At 37.3% G+C, this 22,484-nt stretch carries 23 protein-coding genes and 1 pseudogene; 19 read left to right on the top strand and 5 right to left on the bottom strand.

Annotation, left to right across the window (positions count from 1 at the left end; genetic code table 11):
- Positions 1-189 precede the first annotated feature (189 nt).
- The 5 genes from ACM26V_RS06995 to ACM26V_RS06975 all read left to right on the top strand — a co-directional run bounded on the left by ACM26V_RS06995 (position 190) and on the right by ACM26V_RS06975 (position 3,972).
- Positions 190-447, top strand: a complete 258-nt coding sequence (locus ACM26V_RS06995) for a hypothetical protein (protein ID WP_416150707.1) — start codon at positions 190-192, stop codon at positions 445-447.
- Positions 444-827: a retropepsin-like aspartic protease gene (locus tag ACM26V_RS06990; protein WP_416150706.1), complete on the top strand. Its 384-nt coding sequence runs from the start codon at positions 444-446 to the stop codon at positions 825-827. Before ACM26V_RS06995 ends, ACM26V_RS06990 begins: the two co-directional genes overlap by 4 nt.
- Positions 828-1,508: 681 nt before the next feature.
- A complete protein-coding gene (locus ACM26V_RS06985) occupies positions 1,509-2,381 on the top strand; it encodes a conserved phage C-terminal domain-containing protein (RefSeq protein WP_416150705.1) in 873 nt (290 codons plus the stop codon).
- 69 nt (positions 2,382-2,450) lie between these two features.
- On the top strand, positions 2,451-2,666 hold the full coding sequence (locus ACM26V_RS06980) for a hypothetical protein (protein ID WP_416150704.1): 216 nt from the start codon (positions 2,451-2,453) through the stop codon (positions 2,664-2,666).
- Entirely contained in the window at positions 2,644-3,972 is a 1,329-nt protein-coding gene (locus ACM26V_RS06975) for a replicative DNA helicase (RefSeq protein WP_416150703.1), read from the top strand. Before ACM26V_RS06980 ends, ACM26V_RS06975 begins: the two co-directional genes overlap by 23 nt.
- Positions 3,973-4,569: 597 nt before the next feature.
- Here ACM26V_RS06975 and ACM26V_RS06970 read toward each other — a convergent pair.
- Positions 4,570-4,872, bottom strand: coding sequence for a hypothetical protein (locus ACM26V_RS06970; protein WP_416150702.1), 303 nt, complete (start codon positions 4,870-4,872; stop codon positions 4,570-4,572).
- A 126-nt stretch (positions 4,873-4,998) separates the two neighbouring features.
- Complete coding sequence (locus ACM26V_RS06965) at positions 4,999-5,142, bottom strand: hypothetical protein (protein ID WP_416150701.1); 144 nt, start codon at positions 5,140-5,142, stop codon at positions 4,999-5,001.
- Between the two features lie 320 nt (positions 5,143-5,462).
- Between ACM26V_RS06965 and ACM26V_RS06960 the strand changes: the two genes are divergently transcribed.
- Positions 5,463-5,642 carry a hypothetical protein gene (locus ACM26V_RS06960; protein ID WP_416150700.1) on the top strand — a complete coding sequence of 60 codons (180 nt, stop codon included), beginning with the start codon at positions 5,463-5,465 and terminating at the stop codon, positions 5,640-5,642.
- 486 nt (positions 5,643-6,128) lie between these two features.
- Here the strand turns inward: ACM26V_RS06960 and ACM26V_RS06955 are convergent, their stop codons facing one another.
- Entirely contained in the window at positions 6,129-7,373 is a 1,245-nt protein-coding gene (locus ACM26V_RS06955; protein WP_416150699.1) for a hypothetical protein, read from the bottom strand.
- Positions 7,374-7,675: 302 nt separating this feature from the next.
- On the opposite strand from ACM26V_RS06955, the gene ACM26V_RS06950 reads away from it, so the two are divergent.
- The 6 genes from ACM26V_RS06950 to ACM26V_RS06925 all read left to right on the top strand — a co-directional run bounded on the left by ACM26V_RS06950 (position 7,676) and on the right by ACM26V_RS06925 (position 12,141).
- A complete protein-coding gene (locus tag ACM26V_RS06950) occupies positions 7,676-8,596 on the top strand; it encodes a LysR family transcriptional regulator (RefSeq protein ID WP_416150698.1) in 921 nt (306 codons plus the stop codon).
- A gap of 96 nt (positions 8,597-8,692) precedes the next feature.
- On the top strand, positions 8,693-9,754 hold the full coding sequence (locus tag ACM26V_RS06945; protein ID WP_416150697.1) for a homocysteine S-methyltransferase family protein: 1,062 nt from the start codon (positions 8,693-8,695) through the stop codon (positions 9,752-9,754).
- Positions 9,755-10,326: 572 nt separating this feature from the next.
- Positions 10,327-10,587, top strand: coding sequence for a hypothetical protein (locus ACM26V_RS06940; protein WP_416150696.1), 261 nt, complete (start codon positions 10,327-10,329; stop codon positions 10,585-10,587).
- A complete protein-coding gene (locus tag ACM26V_RS06935) occupies positions 10,526-10,753 on the top strand; it encodes a type II toxin-antitoxin system RelE family toxin (protein ID WP_416150695.1) in 228 nt (75 codons plus the stop codon). The genes ACM26V_RS06940 and ACM26V_RS06935 overlap by 62 nt, the downstream gene beginning before the upstream one ends.
- Positions 10,754-10,954: 201 nt before the next feature.
- On the top strand, positions 10,955-11,029 hold the full coding sequence (locus tag ACM26V_RS06930) for a hypothetical protein (protein ID WP_416151811.1): 75 nt from the start codon (positions 10,955-10,957) through the stop codon (positions 11,027-11,029).
- Positions 11,030-11,265: 236 nt separating this feature from the next.
- The gene (locus tag ACM26V_RS06925; protein WP_416150694.1) at positions 11,266-12,141 is read left to right on the top strand and encodes a zinc metalloprotease HtpX; all 876 of its coding nucleotides are present in this window, start codon (positions 11,266-11,268) and stop codon (positions 12,139-12,141) included.
- A 518-nt stretch (positions 12,142-12,659) separates the two neighbouring features.
- On the opposite strand, the gene ACM26V_RS06920 is transcribed toward ACM26V_RS06925, so the two are convergent.
- Positions 12,660-13,771, bottom strand: a protein-coding gene (locus ACM26V_RS06920; protein ID WP_416150693.1) for an IS3 family transposase whose coding sequence is annotated in 2 segments (ribosomal slippage) — positions 12,660-13,522 and positions 13,522-13,771 — 1,113 coding nt in all. Because the reading frame shifts where the segments join, the coding sequence is not laid out codon by codon here.
- Between the two features lie 167 nt (positions 13,772-13,938).
- Between ACM26V_RS06920 and ACM26V_RS06915 the strand changes: the two genes are divergently transcribed.
- The 5 genes and pseudogenes from ACM26V_RS06915 to ACM26V_RS06895 all read left to right on the top strand — a co-directional run bounded on the left by ACM26V_RS06915 (position 13,939) and on the right by ACM26V_RS06895 (position 18,504).
- Complete coding sequence (locus ACM26V_RS06915) at positions 13,939-14,913, top strand: HD domain-containing protein (RefSeq protein ID WP_416150692.1); 975 nt, start codon at positions 13,939-13,941, stop codon at positions 14,911-14,913.
- Positions 14,914-14,992: 79 nt separating this feature from the next.
- Complete coding sequence (locus ACM26V_RS06910; protein WP_416150691.1) at positions 14,993-15,526, top strand: DUF4269 domain-containing protein; 534 nt, start codon at positions 14,993-14,995, stop codon at positions 15,524-15,526.
- 159 nt (positions 15,527-15,685) lie between these two features.
- Positions 15,686-16,456 carry a hypothetical protein gene (locus ACM26V_RS06905; RefSeq protein ID WP_416150690.1) on the top strand — a complete coding sequence of 257 codons (771 nt, stop codon included), beginning with the start codon at positions 15,686-15,688 and terminating at the stop codon, positions 16,454-16,456.
- 285 nt (positions 16,457-16,741) lie between these two features.
- Positions 16,742-17,944: pseudogene (locus tag ACM26V_RS06900) on the top strand (IS110 family transposase).
- A gap of 290 nt (positions 17,945-18,234) precedes the next feature.
- The gene (locus ACM26V_RS06895) at positions 18,235-18,504 is read left to right on the top strand and encodes a hypothetical protein (RefSeq protein ID WP_416150688.1); all 270 of its coding nucleotides are present in this window, start codon (positions 18,235-18,237) and stop codon (positions 18,502-18,504) included.
- Between the two features lie 813 nt (positions 18,505-19,317).
- Here ACM26V_RS06895 and ACM26V_RS06890 read toward each other — a convergent pair.
- Complete coding sequence (locus ACM26V_RS06890) at positions 19,318-20,106, bottom strand: SDR family NAD(P)-dependent oxidoreductase (RefSeq protein WP_416150687.1); 789 nt, start codon at positions 20,104-20,106, stop codon at positions 19,318-19,320.
- A gap of 110 nt (positions 20,107-20,216) precedes the next feature.
- Between ACM26V_RS06890 and ACM26V_RS06885 the strand changes: the two genes are divergently transcribed.
- Together ACM26V_RS06885 and ACM26V_RS06880 are read left to right on the top strand one after the other, a co-directional pair.
- Positions 20,217-20,900, top strand: coding sequence for a TetR/AcrR family transcriptional regulator (locus tag ACM26V_RS06885; protein ID WP_416150686.1), 684 nt, complete (start codon positions 20,217-20,219; stop codon positions 20,898-20,900).
- A 236-nt stretch (positions 20,901-21,136) separates the two neighbouring features.
- A protein-coding gene (locus ACM26V_RS06880; protein ID WP_416147641.1) for an IS3 family transposase occupies positions 21,137-22,248 on the top strand; the annotation gives its coding sequence in 2 pieces (ribosomal slippage) (positions 21,137-21,386 and positions 21,386-22,248; 1,113 coding nt in all).
- Positions 22,249-22,484: the final 236 nt, after the last annotated feature.

The raw sequence follows: 22,484 nt of genomic DNA, 5'->3' as shown, positions 1-22,484 counted from the left end.
ATGGATTGATCTAGTTAATTACGAATTTCTTGAAAAGATAATAGAATTTAATATTCAGAATAAAGCAAACCTGTTACTTTCATGCTTATTCCTGTTAAGTGGATGCACGATGTCTTTTTTGGGGTATTTTTGATCAATGTCTGATAAAATAAGATTAAGATATTACTGTTGCATTAAGGGGGAGTAGGAATGTTATGGGAAGACGTTAGAAAAGCCTATCCTGATAAATGGGTTGTATTTGAAGCCATTGAAGCACACTCTGATAGTAATTTTCGAATTGTAGATGACATTGCTGTAATTGACTCGTTTGATGATTCTATGAAAGCATTTCACCGTCATACTGAATTACACAAGCAAAAGCCTAATCGTGAACTTTACTTTTTTCATACTTCCAGAGAAGATCTCGATATACGTGAGAAAAAATGGGCAGGACTTAGAAAAATATGATTAAGATACAAGAAGTGTCGGGATTACCATTTATAAAGGCAACAGTAACTTTTCGTGGACAAAGGATGAAATTAGAAAAGGTTTTAATTGATACTGGTTCTGCTGGAACTATCTTTAATGTCAATAGGTTAGAAGAAATAGGGGTAAAACCAGAAGCTAATGATGTAACTCAAACAATTCAAGGAGTCGGAGGACTAGAGTTTATATACACGAAAAAAATTGGTGAAATTGCTATCGCAGATGGTATAAGGATTTCCAATTTTCTTATAGAACTTGGGTCCATGGAATATGGTTTAGAAATTGATGGTATCATTGGTTATGATTTTATGAAAGAAGTTGGCTTGGTTATTGACCTAAAGCAGTTTAATTTATCCGTTTAAAGTTTTCGATTAAACCTTAACACGTGCAAAAGGTGCCATTAGATTACACTCTATCGGCACCTTATGTCATTTATAATTAGGGGACACAGGTACCTTGTCCCTGTTTGTTTATCTGTAATTAGAGACAGAAGAAGAGAAATGTTGCTTTAACTACTCTTAAAAAAGCTGAAGCAGGCAGTCATCCACCAACGTTCCAGAATAATCGGGGTTTCGAAAAATTTTAGTGATCGTAATAAGTGATGGAAACGTCAAAATAAGGAAAGTTCTTTAGATTTTATGTCCCTCTTTCTCCCCCTGTACTGACGAAACATGAATATGAGTTTTCTACTTTTTCGAAAACATCGCCTCCTGCGCCATATTGACGTTTCGAAACCTTCCATCATTCTTTTCGACTTTCCACATGCTAACTCTCAAAAACCCACGATAAAGCTGCAATACCAGAGATTACTTACAGAGATTACTTCAGAAAATACATACAGAGATCTCCTGCTCCTAACAACGAGTTGCCATCCTCTTTAAATCCTCTCCCAAAAACTTATTTTATATTTCATCCATCTGAAAAATGTAGTTTTAGGAAGCAGGAGAACCGTCCCTGCGCTTCCAACTTTTCCTCCTCCTTTTTTGATTGTCGTCTGTATTTAGTTAGTGAAAGTCGATAATAAAAAGCGGAGGGTGATTTACATGAGAGGATTTAAACGATCTGTGATTAAAGAAGAGTTATTGGAGTTAACCGGAGATTATAAATTGGCAATTGTGCTCAACCAAATGATTTACTGGTCCCAGTGTGTCAGAGACTTTGACCGATTTATTGCCGAAGAGAAAAAACGAAATGAGCAATCTGAAATGGAGCTGACTCATGGATGGTTTTATAAAACCGCGAGCGAACTCGCCGAAGATACGTTGACGAACATGGCCCCGTCATCGATTCGTCGTTATCTAGCCAAACTTATCGAAGCAGGTTGGCTAGATGAACGCTCGAACCAAAAAATGAAGTGGGATCGAACAAAGCAATTCAGAGTCAACCTGATTAAGATCCAGAAAGACCTCAACCACATTGGCTTGTATTTAGAAGGTTATAAAATGCCGATCCCTTCTACTCCTGAACCAGTAGCTGTAGCTGGAGACGACCGTGAGCTCCTAGCGACATCCTCCGAAAAACTTCCGTTTTCAGTCGAGTTAGTCACGGAGGAAGCTGAAGAAATCGCACCTACAAAGGAACCACTAGTAGAAATACCCGAAGAAAGTCCTTCAGAGACTACCGACATCCCTTACAGTGAGATTATTACCTATTTGAATGAGCGGACAGACAAAAACTTCAAAGCTACGGTGCGAAAAACACAAGAATTGATCAGAGCGAGATGGAAAGAGAACCATCATTTCCCTGATTTTAAAAAGGTCATCGATACGAAAACAATGCAGTGGATCAACAATCCTGACATGAATAAGTATTTACGCCCAGAAACGCTGTTTGGAACGAAGTTTGAAGCATATTTAAATGAAGGCGGACCCTCACAAGAATCGGCGTTTGAACAATTTGTAAAGGAGTTGGAATGACCAATGACCTTGAAAGAGACCGCCCGGTTATTGCAAGAAATCGATCGCTTATTTCCAGGGGAAATCACGTTGCAACCAGAGACCGCCATCGCATGGCATCGCCTTATGCAAACACAGTCATACGAAGAGGTGATCGAGCGTCTTGATCGTTACGTCGCAACAAGTAAATTTCCACCTCTCGTGTACGATCTATACGAAACACCTCGACAAGAGCGGAACAAGCAAGTACTTCGCATCATTGACAAGTGGGAGGTGAACGCCAGTGGCGGACCAATACAATCTTGAAGTAGAAAAAATGTTTCTCGGATGTCTCTTGCTTGAGCCTTCCCTTGTTCGCGAGATCGTCGTCAAGCCAAAGCAACTTTCCACCAGCTACGAAAAGTTGCTCCAAGCGATGATCACCCTTAGTCATCATGACGAGGACATCAATCGTGCGACGCTATTCGAACGTCTTGGCTCAACCTTCATGCACCGCGTGAACATCGGCGAGATGATGCGAGCCGTTCCGTCTGTTTACGCTTATAAAAACTATGAGCAAATCATTATCCGCACATGGCAAAAAACAAGGCTACGTCAAGCAGCTCATGACTTTCTAAATCACATCGACGACGTCACAGACGAGGCGACAGTGAATCGATTTCTCACAGGAGTCAAAAACATTGAAGCTGTCGGAGCTCGGGATGACGATTTCAAATTAAAAGACGTCCTCACCAACATTTATGAACAAGCCTTGAATGGAACAGTCAAACGCGGCCTGCCAACGTCATTTACGACATATGACCGATTGACGAATGGCCACAGCGAAGGACAGTTCATCATCGTCGCCGCTAGACCGTCGGTTGGCAAAACCGCGTTCGCCTTAAACGTGGCGATGGGTCATATGAAAGAGAACGCCTTCGGACATTTGTATTCGCTAGAAATGAACAAAGAGCAGTTTCTCAATCGAATGATTTCGGCCAAAAGCCGGATCGACTCCCAGAAGCTGCGTGATCCACAGAAACGGTTCGACGCCGCTGATTGGAACGCTTACTCCGAGGCCATCAGTCAGTTAACGAAGGAAAACTTGTACATTTGTGACCGCTCATTCGTGATGATCCCAGACATTTATGCGACAACAATGAAGCTGATGCGACAGTACCCGGACATGCAGCACTTCATAATTATTGACTACCTGCAGCTACTAAAGTCAGCGGCGAACAAGCAGAACCGTCAAGAAGAAGTAAGCGAGATTTCGCGCTCGTTGAAAGCGATGGCTCGTGAACTAGGCGTCCCTGTCATTGCCCTATCCCAGTTATCACGAGGAGTCGAATCACGTTCCGATAAACGTCCGAATCTCTCAGACTTACGCGAATCAGGCAGTCTAGAACAAGACGCCGATGTCGTCGCATTTCTTTACCGTGACGACTATTACAACCGAAACGATGTCTCAGACAACACGATCGAAATCATCATCGCCAAACAACGCGAAGGCCCTGTCGGCACCGTTGACCTAACCTATCAGAAAGAATATAACCTGTTTGTGAATCGAGACGAAATGACAGCATTGGAGGAAAACACATTGGCGATCCGAACGATCAAAGACGTCTATTAAGAAGCCGTCATCGAAGACTTTCAAAGCCTAATTTATTTCATCGAATGGCTCGTCTACGAGCAGAAAGCCGCGACGATGGACCGCGACGCCCGCAACATCGATGCTATTTTAACTAAATACGGGCCTACCCTCAACCCCCATATCGCAGCCTATAAAGCCAAAGTAGAAGGGCAGGTCGTTCCGGGAAAAACGCAGGTAGAAAGGAGGCAACCTTGAACGAGTGGGGGACAAAGGAACATTGTCGCTGTGAGACAGAACATAAATGCTAATTTAACTCCTCTTAAACAAGCTGAAGCAGGCAGTTATCCATGAACTTTCCAGAATAACCGAGGTTTCGAAAAGTGTTAGTGATCGTATTATGTGATGTGATTGTTAAAGAAAGACACCTTGGTTTTATAATGATTGAGGGATAAACTTATATCCACACATTGTTTATTATCTACTTCGATAAATTTATTGTTCATTGCCATATAAACTCCACCAGTTCCAGTTAAAAATTCTATTTTCAAGATAGCAACACTGGGGAATTTAAAATATCTGATAACCACGTACACAAAAAAGCAGCACCACATTAGGTACTGCCCTGTAAAATATAAATTAACTAAACAATTTTTTACTCATCCACTCGGTTGCAGCTACTTGTGTCATCTCTTCCCACGAATTAAACTTTGTAACTGATTTGATAAATCGATCCAACTCACCATCCTCTATTGCATCAAAGTCATCTTCGGTTTCAATTTCAAAAGGAGAACTTGCGAACATATCATCAATTGCTTTAAATCTAGTATTATTTTTCATAAAATCAGCATGAAACAATTCAACTAAAGTAAGGCTATTGGTCCCATATTCCTTTAACTTATTTTGAAATTCTTTTAGGCCTGAATCATCTATTTTTATCACTAAAATTCTCCTCTCGTTTCCCACTATTTTTTTATAGAAACTAACGTTCCCTCTTTCTTTATCCTTGCATAAAAGTTAATATAGAGTTAATCAATTTTCTAGGAGTTTTTATTGTGTTGCAGCACATTAAAAACTCTTTTTTATTTCTCTTTCAAATTTCCCTATCTCTCTATTTACATCACGTTCTAATCTCCTAACATCTCTTTTTGCCTGATTGCTTGCACTTCGAATTTTACTATTAATACTCGCTTTACTAATACGCTTAGCCATATATAATTACCTCCTCTCCTTTTAATTTATTGATTGGTAAATACCTCCTTTCTAATTCCTTATTATATCAGTACTATATCTATCAATCAATATGTAGTACACATTATAAATGCATAAATACTATATATAGATTTATTTGGTAGTCTTTTCTTGTTTGTCAAATTTCAAAATAAAAGAAATTGATAGATATAAAGAGATAATGAGAGGTGACGCAACATATTTTGTGAAAATAATCATTTTTCGATATTGAGGTTGAGGAATTACCGAATAATAATAAAAAACCATCCAAAAAATTACTACTAATAAAGCTAGATGTTGCATTGAAAAGTCCATTTAAACCTTTGTATTGGTTGAGCAAAGACCTTGATACAAAATCAAGAGAAATGAAAGATATCAGACAGCTAAGGAAGGAATACATGACCACGATTAATAATCTGCAAGAAAATGAAATTTTCATGCCGCTGAATGTATCAGTTTATTTTGATGAATGGAAGGACTAGGGATACTATGTTTGTATTTGGAACAAGAAGTGTATGGTTAGAATTAGAAATTCCAATGCGAATTGTAAGAAGTAAGTTTGAAGAAGCATTTGGAACTGAAAATAAATTATAGAAGATCGTGAAGAGGCTTCTGAATTACTTAATGACAATATACAAAAATATCAGGCGAAATTGGCTTCAAGAATAACAAATAGAGATTCACATGACCGGAGGGACGGTTCTCCTAGTTAACCAGAAGAACCGTCCCTCCGGTTGCCCGTTTTTCCCTTGAATATGGTTCAATAATGTATATGCCATCGTTTTGTATCCTTTAGTGAGTCTTGTATTTAGAAGTTCTGTGGTAGGTCCTTCTATTTTACAATGAAACGGTGGTCTTTTTAATTACCTTGATCTATTTTCTATTCTAGCACTTTTTTCACTTTTTGCTTAATCTACATAGGTTCCATGTAGTATTTTTGGTTTAATTGTTCATGTCTGTTCGATTGCTCAATCTTCTAAACCTTTCAGCTCAAATGTCCGTATAACATTTAAATAACTGTCAAGAAATTCATCATACTCAGGAGCTTCAAAGGCTATATCAAAAGAGACTTCATATACATGTCCGTCACTTTCCTTTAAAAACCAGTATTCTTCGTATCCGTCAAATTCGACGCGTACAGCTGTTGTGAACACCCCTGTATCAAACTCTTCATCTTCGTGAAGGTAATTTATTATTCGAGCTTGATCATGCTGAAATGCTCTAAATTCACCCAAAGCCCTATGTCGTATTTCCTCTTCTCGATTTGGCGCATGCTCTTTTTTTTCTACTCTTATGACTAAATCTGAGCTATTTAATGAAAAGTGCTCTTTTTCTATGGTTTTCTCGTAGATTGTTGCAAACGTATAACGATACGTATGGAAGACTGGAAAAGAATGTCTGAATGTAGCTGTTTCAGGTATGTCAAAAGAATATCCTACTCTTGGATAACCCCCTTTTAGATTTTCTGAGTGTTCATAAGCTAAGCTTGTTGGGTTGTCTACCACAGGATTATCCACAAAATCATTTTTGTTATATGTTATTGTTTGAAGTGAAGCGAGCATGTTCTCAAACAACTCATCATTCTTATCTCTCGGAATTGTTAGTGTAGCTCTTAGATAATCATCTTCGACTTCCCCGATGAATTTGTAACGTATGACACCTTGCTCTGTTTCGCTTTGAACCATGTATTTAAAAGGCTCTAAATCATAGTCTTCCGTAGTATAGACTATCGCATCCGACCCTTCAATCTCCACGAATCTTTCTTTTATTTCTTCGACTTGTTCCTCTGAATCTTCTTCAATCGTCTTTTCAATACCTGCCATAATCTCTTCGACTTCCTCATCTGTAAAATCTTCTGTAAAATAACTGGCTTCACCCGCATGTGTTAAAGTGTAAACAAATTTATTGATTGGTTTAATTTCTATGGTTGGTACATGTTCTTCTACATCTTCTGTCACTGTATCAAGTTCAAATGAATAATCTTTAGCCGAAGGTTCGTGCCAAAAGTACATTTGCTCTGGAGTTCTTCCTCTTTGATATTTTGAAATCATTTCAAATGTCTCATCCAAAGTTACTTGATAAGAATTTGGTAGCAACCATTCATTTTCTTCATCCTCTTCTTCTTCAAAAAAATAAGTTGTACCACGTGTCTCATCAGTCGAACAAGCAGATAGAAAAAATAATCCAATAACAATAACCCAAATTCTCTTCATGTTTTCCCCCTAGTTAATAGATTGTGTTATCATACATAGTAATATTTTCAATTTATTTCATGTAATTAGAAGAATTGACCATAGGTCCCTCATGTTCACAAACTCCTATATCTCTATTCTTATTTTAACATAAATTCCCTTTGTTTCTTTTAAAAAATCGTCCTAAAGAACATTGGGGGAAGGAACTTTTTCCCTTTTTCTACAACAAATTACTTCTTACAAGAGCAATGATATTACTTAGATAACGAACTATTTATGCTACAATAAAACTATTTATTAACGGGAGCGGGGAGGACGAGTAGATGACATTACAACAATTAAAATATGTAATCGAAGTGGCCAGGAACCGATCGATTAGTAAAGCAGCACAGCAATTGTTTATTAGTCAACCGAGTCTATCCAATGCAATAAAAGAATTGGAGAATGAATTGGGGATTACGATTTTTTCACGTACGAATAAGGGAATTGTTATTACTCCAGAGGGCTCGGAATTTTTAGGTTATGCAAGGCAGGTGATTGAGCAGACAGACTTGCTTGAAAATCGCTTTACCAATGCGACGCAATCACCACAGCAGCATTTTTCTGTATCAGCACAACATTATGCCTTTGCAGTCAGTGCATTTGTAAAACTGTTAAGAGACTATAATCATGATGAATATGAATTTACGTTACGAGAAACAAGGACGTATGAAATAATTGATGATGTAAAAAAACTTCGAAGTGAAATTGGCATTTTATACTTGAATGATTTCAATCGACAGGTGATTTGTAAGTTTTTAAGCGAGGGAAATTTAATATTTCATGACCTATTTGATGCAAAGCCACACGTGTTTATAAGTTCTACCAATCCACTTGCGGTTCAGGATTCTGTGTCGTTAGATGATTTAAATCCTTATCCGTATCTATCTTTTGAACAAGGGGATTATAACTCATTTTATTTTTCTGAGGAGATACTGAGTACGGCTTCGAGGCCAAAAAACATTCGTGTGAGTGACCGAGCTACTTTATTTAACTTACTGATAGGGTTGAACGGATATACGATTTCAACAGGCGTAATTAGTTATGATATCAACGATGACGATATTGTGGCTATTCCATTAAGGGTGGATGAACGAATCGAGGTTGGCTATATTACACACAAAAATGTCACAAACAGCCCGCTAGCAACGATTTATATTAACTATTTAAAAGAAACGATTGCCGACGAATTAACTCTGTTATAGTTTAAAACTATGGCAAACGATAGACATTAGGTGTTACGCTATATGACTATATCAATGCTACACTAACCGTAGATTAAAGAAAAGGGAGTGGGTTAGATGGTAGTGGAGAAGAAAAGAAGTTTAGAACAAAGGTTAAAAGAGGGCACTGTCATTGTAGGCGAAGGGTATTTGTTTGAAATGGAACGCAGAGGATATTTACAAGCAGGATCTTTCGTACCGGAAGTAGCTTTGGAACACCCAGATGTTTTAAAACAAATATATCGAGATTACATGAATGCTGGTTCAGATGTTATTTTAGCTTTCACATATAATGCCCACCGTGAAAAAATGAGAATTATAGGTAAAGAAGATTTACTTGAGCCATTGAATCGAAGTGCAATCCGTTTGGCGAAGGAAGTAGCAAAAGAACATCCTATAGAAGAAGCATTAGTGGCAGGTAACATTTCAAATACGAACATTTTTGATCCTCAAGATCCTGATTCTATTGCAAAAGTAAGAAGTATGTTTGCGGAGATGGTTAAGTGGTGTAAAGAAGAAGGCGTAGATTTTATACATGCAGAAACCTTTTATTACCACGAAGAGGCTCTTATTGCGTTAGAAGAAATTCAAAAACAAGACTTGCCAGCAGTTGTTACATTTGGGTTGATGGGCGAGAATATATTGAGAGAGGGTTATACGGTAGAAGAATCCTGTAAAATTCTCTCAGAAAAAGGTGCGTTAGTTGTAGGAATGAACTGTTTCCGTGGTCCAGATACGATGCAGCCATACCTAAAGAGAATTAGAGAAGTGGTAGAAGGTTTTATCGGTGGATTACCAATTCCATATCGAACTACGGAAGAACACCCAACATTCTTTAATTTACCTGATGGAGGATGCAGTTGTTCCCTGCCGACTGAAACAACTTTCCCAACTTCGTTAGATCCTCTTTACCATAACCGATATGAATTAGCGGATTGGGCAAAAGAAGCACAAAATATTGGTGTTAATTATATTGGCCTTTGTTGTGGAGCATCACCAGCCATGCTGAGGGCAGTAGCAGAAGCAGCAGGAATCAAAACCATTAATTCTAAATATTCACCAGATATGGAGAAGCACTTTTTATTCGGAAAAGATAAAACGTTAAAGAATCATAATCTAAACTACCGGACAAGAGCATAAGCATGGGGGCCAGATAGATACTGTTTATGGACAAACAGTGCCCTGATGGACCATACTGAATGGACGGATTAAACAAGTAATAACCGCATGTAGAATATGGGACACAGTACCACGTCCAGAGAGTCAGGGAACAGTGAACCATTTGCCCCTCTATAAAGCCATAGTAGAAGGCCAGGTAGTTCTAGATCCTTTGGAGAAAATCGAGACGGAAGAGCACTACGTTGAACGAGCATAGGAGAAGCCTTTGAATCTTGCTGGCAGTGAGATTCAGAGGTTTTTTAGTTTTGCAGCAAGTTGGGAGTTTTAAATTGAACGAAATTTTGCGGATCTTTGATACAAGATTTATGATGGAGAATGTTTTATTATCGTAACGGGGACAAGAGACCTCTGTCCCCGAATCGAAGGAACCGTCCCCTCGGTTATCGATTCTCAAGGCTCGTTTTTCTCTAAGTGTTTTTCGCTTTTAAAAAGTTCTACTTTATCAGCAGTCCCGAACCGTCCCCCTGGTTGCGAATTATGAGAATTCAGCGTAAAGCTAGATAGAAATATATTGAGACAAAGGTGGTGTGGAAATGGCTATTCGTAAGGAAGATTTATATAAGATGGTGGAATCTTTAAGTGCTGAAGATAAGAAAGCAGCCTTTGACTTTATGGAATTTTTGGTTGAGCGTTCTAAGAACAAAAAGCCTGAATCGTGGCAAAAGATTGATGAATTAGAAAGTGACAATGATCCATTAACAGAAGAAGAACTCAAGCAGTTAGAAAGTAAAGATGGATACTTTTCAGGAGAGGATGCGAAGCGTGAATTCGGACTACAAGTTGATTTACCATAAGTCCGCAGTTAAATTCATAGCTAAATTAGATAAAAACACCCAAGAGAGAATTATAACTGCATTAAAAGGACTTTTATCCATTCCTCCTGAAGGGGATATTAAGAGTCTCAAAGGGCATAGGTGTTTGTATAGAGTAAGAATCGGGAGTTACCGTGTGATCTATTGATCATCAAGAGCAAATAGTCTAAATCGAAGCATTAGGAAATCGTGGAGATATTTATAAATAGTTCTAACGTGTAGCTCTCTAGATTATTCTAGAGAGTTTTTACTTTTTACGACTTAGTATTAAGTTATTTTCTTATCGAGATTTCCACTGAAGAATGGCCACAGTGAAGGACAATTAACCATCGGCGCCGCTAGACCATCGATTGGCAAAAACGCATTTGTCTTAAACATCGCGATGGGTCATATGAAAGAGAACGTTGCCTTCTGTGTTTCATAGGCAGTGGCTACCAGGTTCGTAAATTCGCTAGTTTAAAGGCATAACGCAGGTATTGGTTTTTAATATAAATCGTTATTTGCATGGAACCGCATTGTAATTTAACTGAATATATACTAGGACTTTTTGCTATAAAAATGAAAAAAATGTCTTTTTATGTCGAAACTATCGAAAAATCACACAAATTATACTAGTCTTAAGTCATAGTACTAAAGAATTGATCGTAAAAGGGGGACATTATGACGTATATTGGTGATTTTTCCAAGAGGTTACGAAAAAGAAGTAACGTAGGTGTGACAATTTACCTTGTTCTGAACACAATGGTCGTGATTTTTTTGTTTGGCGGGTTTATGAGTATTGAAGGGTTTGTGTTCGGGACACTGGTGTATTTATTCTCATTATCGGTGGCATTGTCACCTGCAGGCGAATGGATTCTGCGTCTTCAACAGGGCTGTAAACAGATTGTTCGCCAAGAGCACAAAGACAGGCTCATGCCTCTTTTTGAAGAGGTGTATGATAAGGCGAAGGAATTGGATCCGAATCTTCCTGATGATATTCAGTTATTTATGAGTAAGGATAAAACACCGAATGCTTTTGCCACAGGACGAAAGACAATTTGTGTAACGAAAGGTTTTTTAGATTACTCGGATGAACAGATTAAAGCCACACTTGCTCATGAGTTTGGTCATTTATCAAATAAGGATACAGATCTTGTCCTGATTATAGCAGTGGGGAATATGATTGTGACAGGTATTTTTATCTTATACCGTATATTTTTCGTTGTGGCAGGCATTATGGCAAGCATCATGTCAAGGAGTATCAGTACGGCAATCATTACATTTTTCGTTGATGTCCTGTTGGTAGCTATGATGTGGATCTGGACGAAAATCGGCATTGCCCTTGTGATGCATTCCTCCAGACAAAATGAATATTTAGCCGATGAGTTTGCATATAATTGCGGCTATGGGAATGATTTAACCTATGTCCTGGACAGTTTTAATGATTTTGAGACGGGTGAAACAAAAGGGCTCTGGGCTAATTTAGTTTCCAGTCATCCTGATCCGGACGACCGCATTGCTAATCTTCAGAAGCTGTCCCAAGGTACTTCAGCATAAAGTGGTTATTGGCCTAAAGCAGTTTAATATATCGGTTTAAATTCTATCTCTTTTTTTAAGACATCTCGAACTATTTAATAATTAGTCCAAGAAGCGAATGTGCTAAAACCTTTCATTCTTTTAGTTACGATTTTTCAGCATCAAGGCGCGATTATTCAATAGAATTTCATAATTCATTAAAGTTAATGATTAAAATTATAACAAGTGCAAAAGGTGCCATTAGATTACACACTATTGGCACCTTATATCATCTATCATTTTATTGAGTTTGTAGATTCCGATTTACTTGAACCAAAAGGAACATCCCTTTGAAGAGCCGATTGAGAAAATTTCAATCGTTAGGGTGTTATTCGTTTTGTATTTATAACATAAGAACTTCCATTCCCTGACACTAGCTGTCAGGATTTTTGTTATAATTAAATTTAAGTGGGACATCTTCCCTTCATTCTTCCTAAAGTATGGAACTAAATCCCTGTTAAGGTTTATAATGGTATATCAACACTAAATCAAACAAATTTTTAAAGGTTCACGAACTTGTATTCAGTAGGTGTTAAGTAATCTAATGACCCATGAATTCGAATGTTGTTAAACCAATGAACGTAATCAAAAAGTTCCAGGTCAAGTTCGTGTTGGTTAGCGAAAACCGCCCCGCGAACAAACTCCGTTTTGATTGTCTTAAATGTGGCTTCAGCGACGGCATTGTCATGTGGTGTTCCTTTCTCACTCAATGAACGTTTGATATCAAAGGTTTTTAGTGCCTGATCAATGAGTTTGTTCTTAAACTCACTACCTCGGTCTGTATGAAACAGTTCGAGGCGATGAAGATTGTATTTCACCGAGGCGAAGGCACGCTGAACTAACTCAGCACTTTTATGAGAACCTGCGCTATAGCCGATAATTTCACGATTATATAAATCTACCAACACACAAATATAATGCCATTTCTGCTGCACTCGAACGTATGTTAAATCACTCACAATCACTTTGAGTTCCTGATCCTGTTCAAACTCACGGTTTAATACATTACCGGTTTTTGACTCATTACACGTCGTTTTTCTAGGCTTATATTGGGCAACAGTATACTTTGAAACAAGACCTTGCTCTGTCATGATACGGCCAATTCTGCGTCGGGAAACCGTCCAGCCAAGTTTTCCAAGTTCTTTCTTGATCTTTCTCTGACCGTAGATATTTCGGTTGGTTTGAAAGATATCAACGATCAATGTTGTCAAATCTTCGTCTTGGTTATCACGTATTTTCGCTTCATAATAATACGTACTTCGGGCAAGTTGTAGGACGGCGCACATTGCTGATACCGAGTATTTGTGACGGTTGTTTCGAATCACATCTACTTTCGTCCCATGATCAGCGCGGCTTGCTTTAAAATATCATTCTCCATTTCAAGCTTTTGATTTCTTTTCCTTAGTTCGATCAACTCTTCCTGCTCAGGCGTGCGGTTATCTTGTTCTTTGAACGAGCCACTGTCCTGGTGTTGCCGAACCCATTTGTCAAAGGCAGATGGCGTCAACTCATATTCTTTGATAATTTCAGCTCGAGGCTTTCCAGATGCATGCAACTGAACAATTTGTTCTTTGAACTCCTTAGAAAAGCTTCTTCTTACTCGTTTGGTCATATTTCATTCTCCTCGGTTATTTATTTGAACCAAGTCTAACTGACCTTAACTGATTTGTCTAATCAAGTGTAACCTATCCACATAGTATCAGAATGCTTTAATAAGGATACACAACTATATGGTAGTTTACTTTAATTTACAATTTTAATTTTGGGGGAGGGAGTTCATTGCAGGTAAAAGAAGCAAGACTATTTTCAGAACCACTTTATCCATATATTAAACCTAATAAGTTGGAGATAAAATTAGTTCAAAGTAAATCCCTTAGAAGGCTGAAACATTTAGCTCATTTCGGTGCTGGTTCATTAGTTTCACCAGTGGTGCATAGTAGATTTGAACATACATTAGGTGTATGGAAACTAACCGCATTTTATTTTCCAGAAGATATTGAGTTACGGGTAGCAGCATTGCTACATGATATTGGACATTTACCATTCTCACATTCAGTAGAACATACCTTAAAGTTTAACCATCATCAATTAACTGAGCAATATATTATAGAAGACGAAATATCATCTATATTGCAACAATATTATATTAGTCCTTATAAAATTATAGAAATCTTAAATGAGTCTTCAGTTATCACAGGTAAGGAAAATATATTAGGAATTGACCATCTTGATAGTTTTTTTAGAGATACATATATGGCGGGTATGATCGAAACTCTTCCTAAAGATTTATTACATAAAATTAGATGTAATTCTAAAGGAATAGATACTGATATTGAAACAGGACATTATCTATTACAACTAATCTTGTCAGACCATAAGCTATTCTTATCGCCACAAATGATTGCCGTAGATAGACTATTAGCAGAGGCAATAAAACTTCATTGGAGTGCAGATACAATTAACAAAGATGAATTTGTTCGATTAACGGACTCAGATGTTATATCAATATTAAAAGCATCCTCATCAGGTGAAGCCAAGAAGATAATAAATACTTTACTCTTTTCGCCAGATAAAATTAGAATTAATAATGCCAAAACAGGAAATGGTTATCAGATTGGTATTAGGAAGGTATATAGTAAAGTACCTATGTATGAGGGAAGAGCACTAACAGAACGTAGTATTGAAGCAAGGAATACTTTGCAGGATTTGCATGATTTATCATTTGATTCAGAAGTTCTTATAACTTCTGAATAATTAAGGCTTTTGAATCATTGTACTCAAAGAAATGGGATAGCGTTTCTTTAATAAAATTTTAACCTTTAGGGGAGCTTATATGTTTGATAATATAAACTACTTACAATCAGGAAGTGAAAAGCAAAATCAGGCTTTTAAAGCAATTAGAAATTTAGGAATAATGGATAGTTTATGCGAGTATAATCCTATTCTTTGTGGAACGTTCCCCATCGGAATTGATATAACGGATTCAGATTTAGATATTATTATGGAGGTTTATGATTTCCAGCGGTTTGAGGAAAAGATAAATAATTTGTATGGTGATAAAGAGGGTTTCAAAATAAAAAGGCTTTTAATAAGAGAATCCTCAGTGGTTAAAGCTAATTTTATTTTCGAAGGATTTGAATTTGAGTTATTTGGTGAAGCTCAGCCAGTAAAAACTCAAAATGCTTATCTTCATATGATAATTGAAAACTCTTTAATAAATCTGCTTCCTAACATTAGAGCAGAAGTAATTAAACTAAAAAAACAAGGACTTAAAACAGAACCTGCCTTTTGTAAATTTTTACAATTAGAAGGTGATGACCCATATGAGAATCTTTTAGAATATGGCAAAAATATGGGTATTATTTAATTGCCAACTTCAACAAACGGGGTAGCGTTAGTGGAAGAAGCAGTGGCGCCTGTTATGGCGCTAACGGGGAGTTTCGCTTAATAAGGACATACCATTTTTATAGAACTAACGAGCAGTTTAGTGCAACAAAAGCTTAAGTTAAATAAAGTAGGTGTTCAGATGTTACCAACAGATAGTATTATGAAGGCTTGGGAGAAGTTCAACAATTTTCCAATGGAAACATTAACCAAAGTATGGTTTTATAACAAAGGAACCACTGAAAAGCAACGAAGTGTAGCACTTATGAAAGAACATAGAGAACAATACGGCTTATCGGGTAATTGTTTCGACTTAGCACTTTGGTTATTGGATGAATTTAATAATATTGGAATAGAGGCTTATCCAGTGGGTCACAACCTAAACACAGAGGATGCTCACGTTGCTGTAATTGCATTAAATGAAAATGGAAACCGTTATTTCTGTGATTTAGGAGACCAATGGTTAACCCCAATTTTAATAGATACAGATTGTGAGGATTATACCAATGAAAAATTAAGTGGTTTTTTCCCAGCAGCTAAGATACAAATCGGAAATTATGAAAAAGGAACAGAAATTCTCTATCATCGTTTAAACGGTAAAGTATCTAAACAAATATTCAATACACAACCAATTGAAATGGATTATTTCCTAAAAGCTGCTGAGTTTTCGCAGAATTTAATTAAGCCAAATCCGTTATTAGAATGTAGAGTTCCTTATAAATCTGAGATAGCACATTGGGAATTTTATAATTGGGAAAGCTTTTTGAGTACAAGTGACGGTTTATTTAAGGAACTAAAATTAGATAAGATAGAAGACTGGGTAGACCAGATAAGTCAAAAAACGAATTACAACAAGGAAATATTATCGAATATTTTAAATAAGTATAAAATAATTCAGAACAAAAATTTTTAAAATAGTCCAAGTTTCTTGTTCAACTAACGGGTGAGCGTTCGTATTATAAGGTTAACCAGATTTTACTGGTTGACCTTTTTTATATAGGACCTATTATATCAGTAGCCAGGGTAGGACGAACGGGTGCGTGGGACTATTGATCCCGTCAACTAAACTGTCCGCCCCCTACTCATAGAAACATGTTTGAGGCTGGTTGAGACAATGATCTCGAATAACAAGCGAAGCTATGATACTAGGAGATGGAAATAGGGGTACTGGTAAGTAAACAGGAGAGGAAGAGATAGAATGAATCCAGTTATTGGTCTGGATGTTTCAAAAGGAGAGAGTGAGGTACAAGCATTTTTAGATAAGAGAAAACCTTATAAAAAAAGTTTCAGTGTATTACACAATAATAAAGGTTTAGAGAATTTACTTGGTTTTTTGATAGAAGTAGAGGGTGAAACAGGGGTTAAACCAACAGTGATATTTGAATCAACGGGACATTATCACACATCAATTGTTCAGTTCTTGGAGGAGAATGACTACCTTTACATTATGGTTAATCCGTTACTTTCCTATCAAGCAAAAAAATCAAGTTTACGTAAGGTGAAGACCGATGCGATAGATGCTTATAACTTATGCGAGCTTTACTATAAAGAAGAATTGGAGCCGTATAAACAAAGAGGTATTCAACTTCTGAACCTACGGAATCTCTCAAGGCAGCACGAAACAGTGACAGGTATTTATGTACAAACAAAACTACAATTCCATGCGATATTAGATCAGGTATTTCCTGAGTATAGAGGGGTTTTTGGAGATTTATTTTCAAAAGTTTCACTGAACACGTTATTGGAGTTTAGTACGTCGGAAGCTGTTTTGAAGGCTGGGGAAAATCGACTATCAGATAAAATTGCAAGTGAATGTGTAACTAGATCAGAGCGTTGGGCGAAGGAAAGAGCGAAAAAGTTGGTTGAAGCAGCTCATCGCAATCCATTTAAAAACACACTGTACCAGAGCCATTTGATTAGTCTTCAAATGTATATTCAAATGCTTCTCCAGTACCAAGAGCATCTTTCAAAGTTAGATAACCAAATAGATGCCCTGGCAGAAGAAATTGAAGAATATAAGATTATCCAATCGATCCCTGGAATATGAGGAAAAATCGCGGCAACGATTATTTCCGAAATCGGAGAGATCGAACGGTTTAATCATCCTAAAAAACTAGTGGCCTTCTCTGGTATTGATCCGAGCGTTCATTCATCTGGTAAGTTCACAGCAACGATTAATCGGATAAGTAAGAGAGGATCAAGTCGATTGCGTCATGCCTTGTATATGGCAGCGCTCTGTGGGATTCGTAATTCTCGTAATAAACGGCTTAGAGAGTTTTATGATCGCAAACGGGGGGAAGGAAAACCCTTCAAAGTAGCTGTGATTGCTTGTGCTAATAAGCTTGTTCATTGGATTTTCATTCTTTTGAAACGAAAAGAGACTTTCCTAGATTTAGCTTAAGAGATATAATTAAGTAATTAAACCAAAACCTTCCAATAGGATAAAGGAAGGTTATTTGGCGTGTTCATTTTTAGTATATCATTTTTTTAGGAGATTTTTATAGAAAAATATTGACTTCTATTAGCTGATTTAGTGAAATAAGCCATAGCAACTGTTATGACGCTAACGGGGAGTGTTAGCAAAAAAGAGTCATAGTTAAAAGGAGTATTAAATGTTCAAGGAAATAGGGAAAAGTTTTACCTTAGTTTGTAATTTATTAGATTAAATATGAGGATAGGTAGGTGTCGGTAATGGAAGTTTTAATGTTTATATCCATAGCTATTATTGCTTTGGTTTTTATTAATTTCTCTGTTTTTAAAATTGCTGGTATTAACAAAAAGAAAAGAATTATAGGTGGAATAATTATCCTAATATTAGTACCAGTAGCCTTTTTCACCACTATGAATAGTTTAGCACCCCTTGACCCTGGGGGATTTGGAGCAGCTGGAATCAGTATCATTAATTCAACTTTGTTTTTAATTAACGGAATTATTGTTATTATAATCGGTTTTTTCACATAATCGGTTTGCTATTTTATTGATTCTATAACAATGACAGACTTCTTTATTTTCTTGTATCATTTTTGCGATGAAATATCACTAACGGGGTGCGTTAGTGAAACAAGCCAGTTGTCTTTTAGTAACTAATTCCTATCGATTCTTTCTTCAACAAACAGTTACTAATGTTGAAAAAAAGATGAAAAGAACTACCCATTTGCTGCGCAGTACAACGATACTATTCATTAGAAAATAATATTCAACTATCTGTCGATTGTTAATGAACATTAGTAAACAGGAAAATACACTTTAATGTTATAACTAATAAAATGAATATTGCGGCTGAATAGAGCCACTTGTGCTGAATTTTGAGCCAGTGATTGCGGAAGATAGAGGGACGGGAGAGCCAATAATATATCATGATCAAATTGCAATAATGTCAAAGTTACACTCTTCTTTTGTAATTCCTTAAGCACTTTTTCCCGATCAACTGGGAGTGATTATTGTGTAAATCTTGTTTACTGATTACAGCCACAAGAATGTACCAACTCTGCCATGTTTTTAACCAGCAGTTGCCACGAAATTTACCACTTGCTGTCAACTCGTTTGCCAATAGAAAAATATCAGAATTTTGAAGTGGAAAAGCCTAATCCTCCTTATTTTTACCGAGGAATTAGGCTTAAGATCTTACGCAATCGCTAGCTTGTGGAGTATCATTTTCTATTTAATAGTATCCTCGTATTGTACTACTACGCCTTAAAGATTGACGACCTTCTTATTCCACATTACTCTCCTAGTCTTCGTCAATTCACTTCTATCTAAGTTACCTGTATTCTTCTACTTACTTGTTGGGCGTATCAAACCGCTGATTGACTGTAGCATTACTTTTTTTGGAACAATGCGATTTATTTGAGAAGCCAGATAGTTTATACGCCCTACAACCACATAAGATCGACGAGTCCCAAGTGAATGAAGTGCAACATCTACGACATGCTTGGGACTAGCTTTCTTTCCGACTACTGCATCATTAGTACCTACACTATCAAAGAAGGCTGTTTCTGTTGACCCTGGACATAAAGTAAGGAATTGAACACCCCGATTGCGATTTTCCTCCCATAACGCCTGTGTAAACGAGAGTACAAAAGCCTTGGTTGCTCCATAGACAGCCATATAAGGGGCTGGTTGGAATGCTGCTGTGGAAGCCACATTAATAACTGCACCGTTACGACTCTTCAGCATGTCAGGTAAGAATAAATAAGTAAGCTCTACGAGAGACATAACGTTCAGCATAATTTGATCATGATTTCTTTCTAAAGACTGGTTCTCGAATAGTCCGTGTGTAGCGAAGCCAGCATTATTTACTAATATATCAACATTGCGGCCTCGATCCATAATTTCTTGGTAAAGTTCTGTAGGAGCACCTGCTTGGGACAGATCAGATACAATTACCTCCGTCTGTATTGCATATTTTTCCATTAGTTTCCGAGCAAGATCATTAAGTTTAGATTCCGATCGAGCTGTTAAGATCAAGTGACTCCCTTTAGCTGCCAATTCATGGGCAAATACTTCACCAATACCTGATGAAGCACCTGTAATCAGAGCCCATTTGTCAATTACTTGTTTCATTCCATCAACCCTTTCAGTTGTTTATCAAAATTAAGAAACGCTGTTTCTCATAAGTATCATCGTATCCTAAATGGAATCTAATGTCTACACATTTGACTAGCTAAGATTGGATGCAGTATAGTACAGATGTAGAAACGCTGTTTCTTTTTAATACAAATGATTTGAGGGTGACATACATGAACTTCAAAACCTATCAAGAAACAAAACTTCAGCATACTGAAAATCTAAAACAGACGATTGTGGAGGCTGCAGCAATGCTTTTACAGGAACAAGGGCCCGAGGCAGTAACTATTCGTAGAGTCGCAGAGAAAATGGAATGTTCGACAAAAATTATATATAATTTATTCAACAAAAAAGATGGTTTAATTAAATTTCTATATCTAGAAGGCTGTAAACTATTATCAAAATCCTTCCAATCAGTAATAAGACAGGAAAATATGGAAGACTATCTTCGTGCTCTTTGTGAAGCCTATTGGGATTTCAGCTATAACTATGCGAGCTATTATCAATTAATGTTCGGTGGAGCTTTTAGTAAGTTTAAACCAGAGGAAGAAAGTATATATGCTACAACTACAGCATTGCAGCAGTTCACTCAGGCTATTACAGAGGCGATTGAAGCAGGCCTAATTGCGGAGAAAGACCCCCAAGAAGTTGTCGGCGTTATATGGGCATCGTTACACGGCGTGATTCACCTATATCTCGGAGGGCACATCAAAAACTTAGAAACAGCAAAAGCCTTATACGATAAATCGGTAACAAAATTAATTCGAACCTACATGCAGAGTTCTACGTGATAATCATATACGCAAAAAACAGCCAATCCTTATGAATCAGCTATTTTTGTGTTAAGCGCCTAGGGGGATCGTGTACTTACTTAAACAATATACGCACCCTTTAGCTTCACAAAGTCGTTAAAAAGTGAAGACTCTCGCTGCACAGTATGTGTCTACTGGATAGGTTACACTTGATTAGACAAATCAGTTAAGGTCAGTTAGACTTGGTTCAAATAAATAACCGAGGAGAATGAAATATGACCAAACGAGTAAGAAGAAGCTTTTCTAAGGAGTTCAAAGAACAAATTGTTCAGTTGCATGCATCTGGAAAGCCTCGAGCTGAAATTATCAAAGAATATGAGTTGACGCCATCTGCCTTTGACAAATGGGTTCGGCAACACCAGGACAGTGGCTCGTTCAAAGAACAAGATAACCGCACGCCTGAGCAGGAAGAGTTGATCGAACTAAGGAAAAGAAATCAAAAGCTTGAAATGGAGAATGATATTTTAAAGCAAGCCGCGCTGATCATGGGACGAAAGTAGATGTGATTCGAAACAACCGTCACAAATACTCGGTATCAGCAATGTGCGCCGTCCTACAACTTGCCCGAAGTACGTATTATTATGAAGCGAAAATACGTGATAACCAAGACGAAGATTTGACAACATTGATCGTTGATATCTTTCAAACCAACCGAAATATCTACGGTCAGAGAAAGATCAAGAAAGAACTTGGAAAACTTGGCTGGACGGTTTCCCGACGCAGAATTGGCCGTATCATGATAGAGCAAGGTCTTGTTTCAAAGTATACTGTTGCCCAATATAAGCCTAGAAAAACGACGTGTAATGAGTCAAAAACCGGTAATGTATTAAACCGTGAGTTTGAACAGGATCAGGAACTCAAAGTGATTGTGAGTGATTTAACATACGTTCGAGTGCAGCAGAAATGGCATTATATTTGTGTGTTGGTAGATTTATATAATCGTGAAATTATCGGCTATAGCGCAGGTCCTCATAAAAGTGCTGAGTTAGTTCAGCGTGCCTTCGCCTCGGTGAAATACAATCTTCATCGCCTCGAATTGTTTCATACAGACCGAGGTAGTGAGTTTAAGAACAAACTCATTGATCAGGCACTAAAAACCTTTGATATCAAACGTTCATTGAGTGAGAAAGGAACACCACATGACAATGCCGTCGCTGAAGCCACATTTAAGACAATCAAAACGGAGTTTGTTCGCGGGGCGGTTTTCGCTAACCAACACGAACTTGACCTGGAACTTTTTGATTACGTTCATTGGTTTAACAACATTCGAATTCATGGGTCATTAGATTACTTAACACCTACTGAATACAAGTTCGTGAACCTTTAAAAATTTGTTTGATTTAGTGTTGACATACCATCCAACGATGGGGTGAGTGGTGTAGAGTAAGACTCTCTCCTATGAAATACACTATACCGAACAAAGGCGTTATCAAGCTCACAGGCTTAGAGGAAGCATCTACGTCTAGAATAAATAGCTACGTTGTAAGGTACTTGGAAAGCAAGGAACACTGTAATAAGAGCTGTCACTCAAAGTGGTTGCTATAAGGCATAAGTCGAAGGGCA

Source organism: Salipaludibacillus sp. HK11, from assembly GCF_047795645.1.
Classification (GTDB): Bacteria; Bacillota; Bacilli; order Bacillales; family Salisediminibacteriaceae; genus Salipaludibacillus.
This window is presented reverse-complemented; position numbering and strand designations above follow the sequence as displayed.

Coding starts and splice junctions, on each gene's coding strand:
- ACM26V_RS06995 (WP_416150707.1), top strand. CDS start 190: ATGTTATGGGAAGACGTTAGAAAAGCCTATCCTGATAAATGGGTTGTA.
- ACM26V_RS06990 (WP_416150706.1), top strand. CDS start 444: ATGATTAAGATACAAGAAGTGTCGGGATTACCATTTATAAAGGCAACA.
- ACM26V_RS06985 (WP_416150705.1), top strand. CDS start 1,509: ATGAGAGGATTTAAACGATCTGTGATTAAAGAAGAGTTATTGGAGTTA.
- ACM26V_RS06965 (WP_416150701.1), bottom strand. CDS start 5,142: ATGGCTAAGCGTATTAGTAAAGCGAGTATTAATAGTAAAATTCGAAGT.
- ACM26V_RS06955 (WP_416150699.1), bottom strand. CDS start 7,373: ATGAAGAGAATTTGGGTTATTGTTATTGGATTATTTTTTCTATCTGCT.
- ACM26V_RS06950 (WP_416150698.1), top strand. CDS start 7,676: ATGACATTACAACAATTAAAATATGTAATCGAAGTGGCCAGGAACCGA.
- ACM26V_RS06945 (WP_416150697.1), top strand. CDS start 8,693: ATGGTAGTGGAGAAGAAAAGAAGTTTAGAACAAAGGTTAAAAGAGGGC.
- ACM26V_RS06940 (WP_416150696.1), top strand. CDS start 10,327: ATGGCTATTCGTAAGGAAGATTTATATAAGATGGTGGAATCTTTAAGT.
- ACM26V_RS06935 (WP_416150695.1), top strand. CDS start 10,526: ATGGATACTTTTCAGGAGAGGATGCGAAGCGTGAATTCGGACTACAAG.
- ACM26V_RS06925 (WP_416150694.1), top strand. CDS start 11,266: ATGACGTATATTGGTGATTTTTCCAAGAGGTTACGAAAAAGAAGTAAC.
- ACM26V_RS06910 (WP_416150691.1), top strand. CDS start 14,993: ATGTTTGATAATATAAACTACTTACAATCAGGAAGTGAAAAGCAAAAT.
- ACM26V_RS06905 (WP_416150690.1), top strand. CDS start 15,686: ATGTTACCAACAGATAGTATTATGAAGGCTTGGGAGAAGTTCAACAAT.
- ACM26V_RS06895 (WP_416150688.1), top strand. CDS start 18,235: ATGGAAGTTTTAATGTTTATATCCATAGCTATTATTGCTTTGGTTTTT.
- ACM26V_RS06890 (WP_416150687.1), bottom strand. CDS start 20,106: ATGAAACAAGTAATTGACAAATGGGCTCTGATTACAGGTGCTTCATCA.
- ACM26V_RS06885 (WP_416150686.1), top strand. CDS start 20,217: ATGCAGTATAGTACAGATGTAGAAACGCTGTTTCTTTTTAATACAAAT.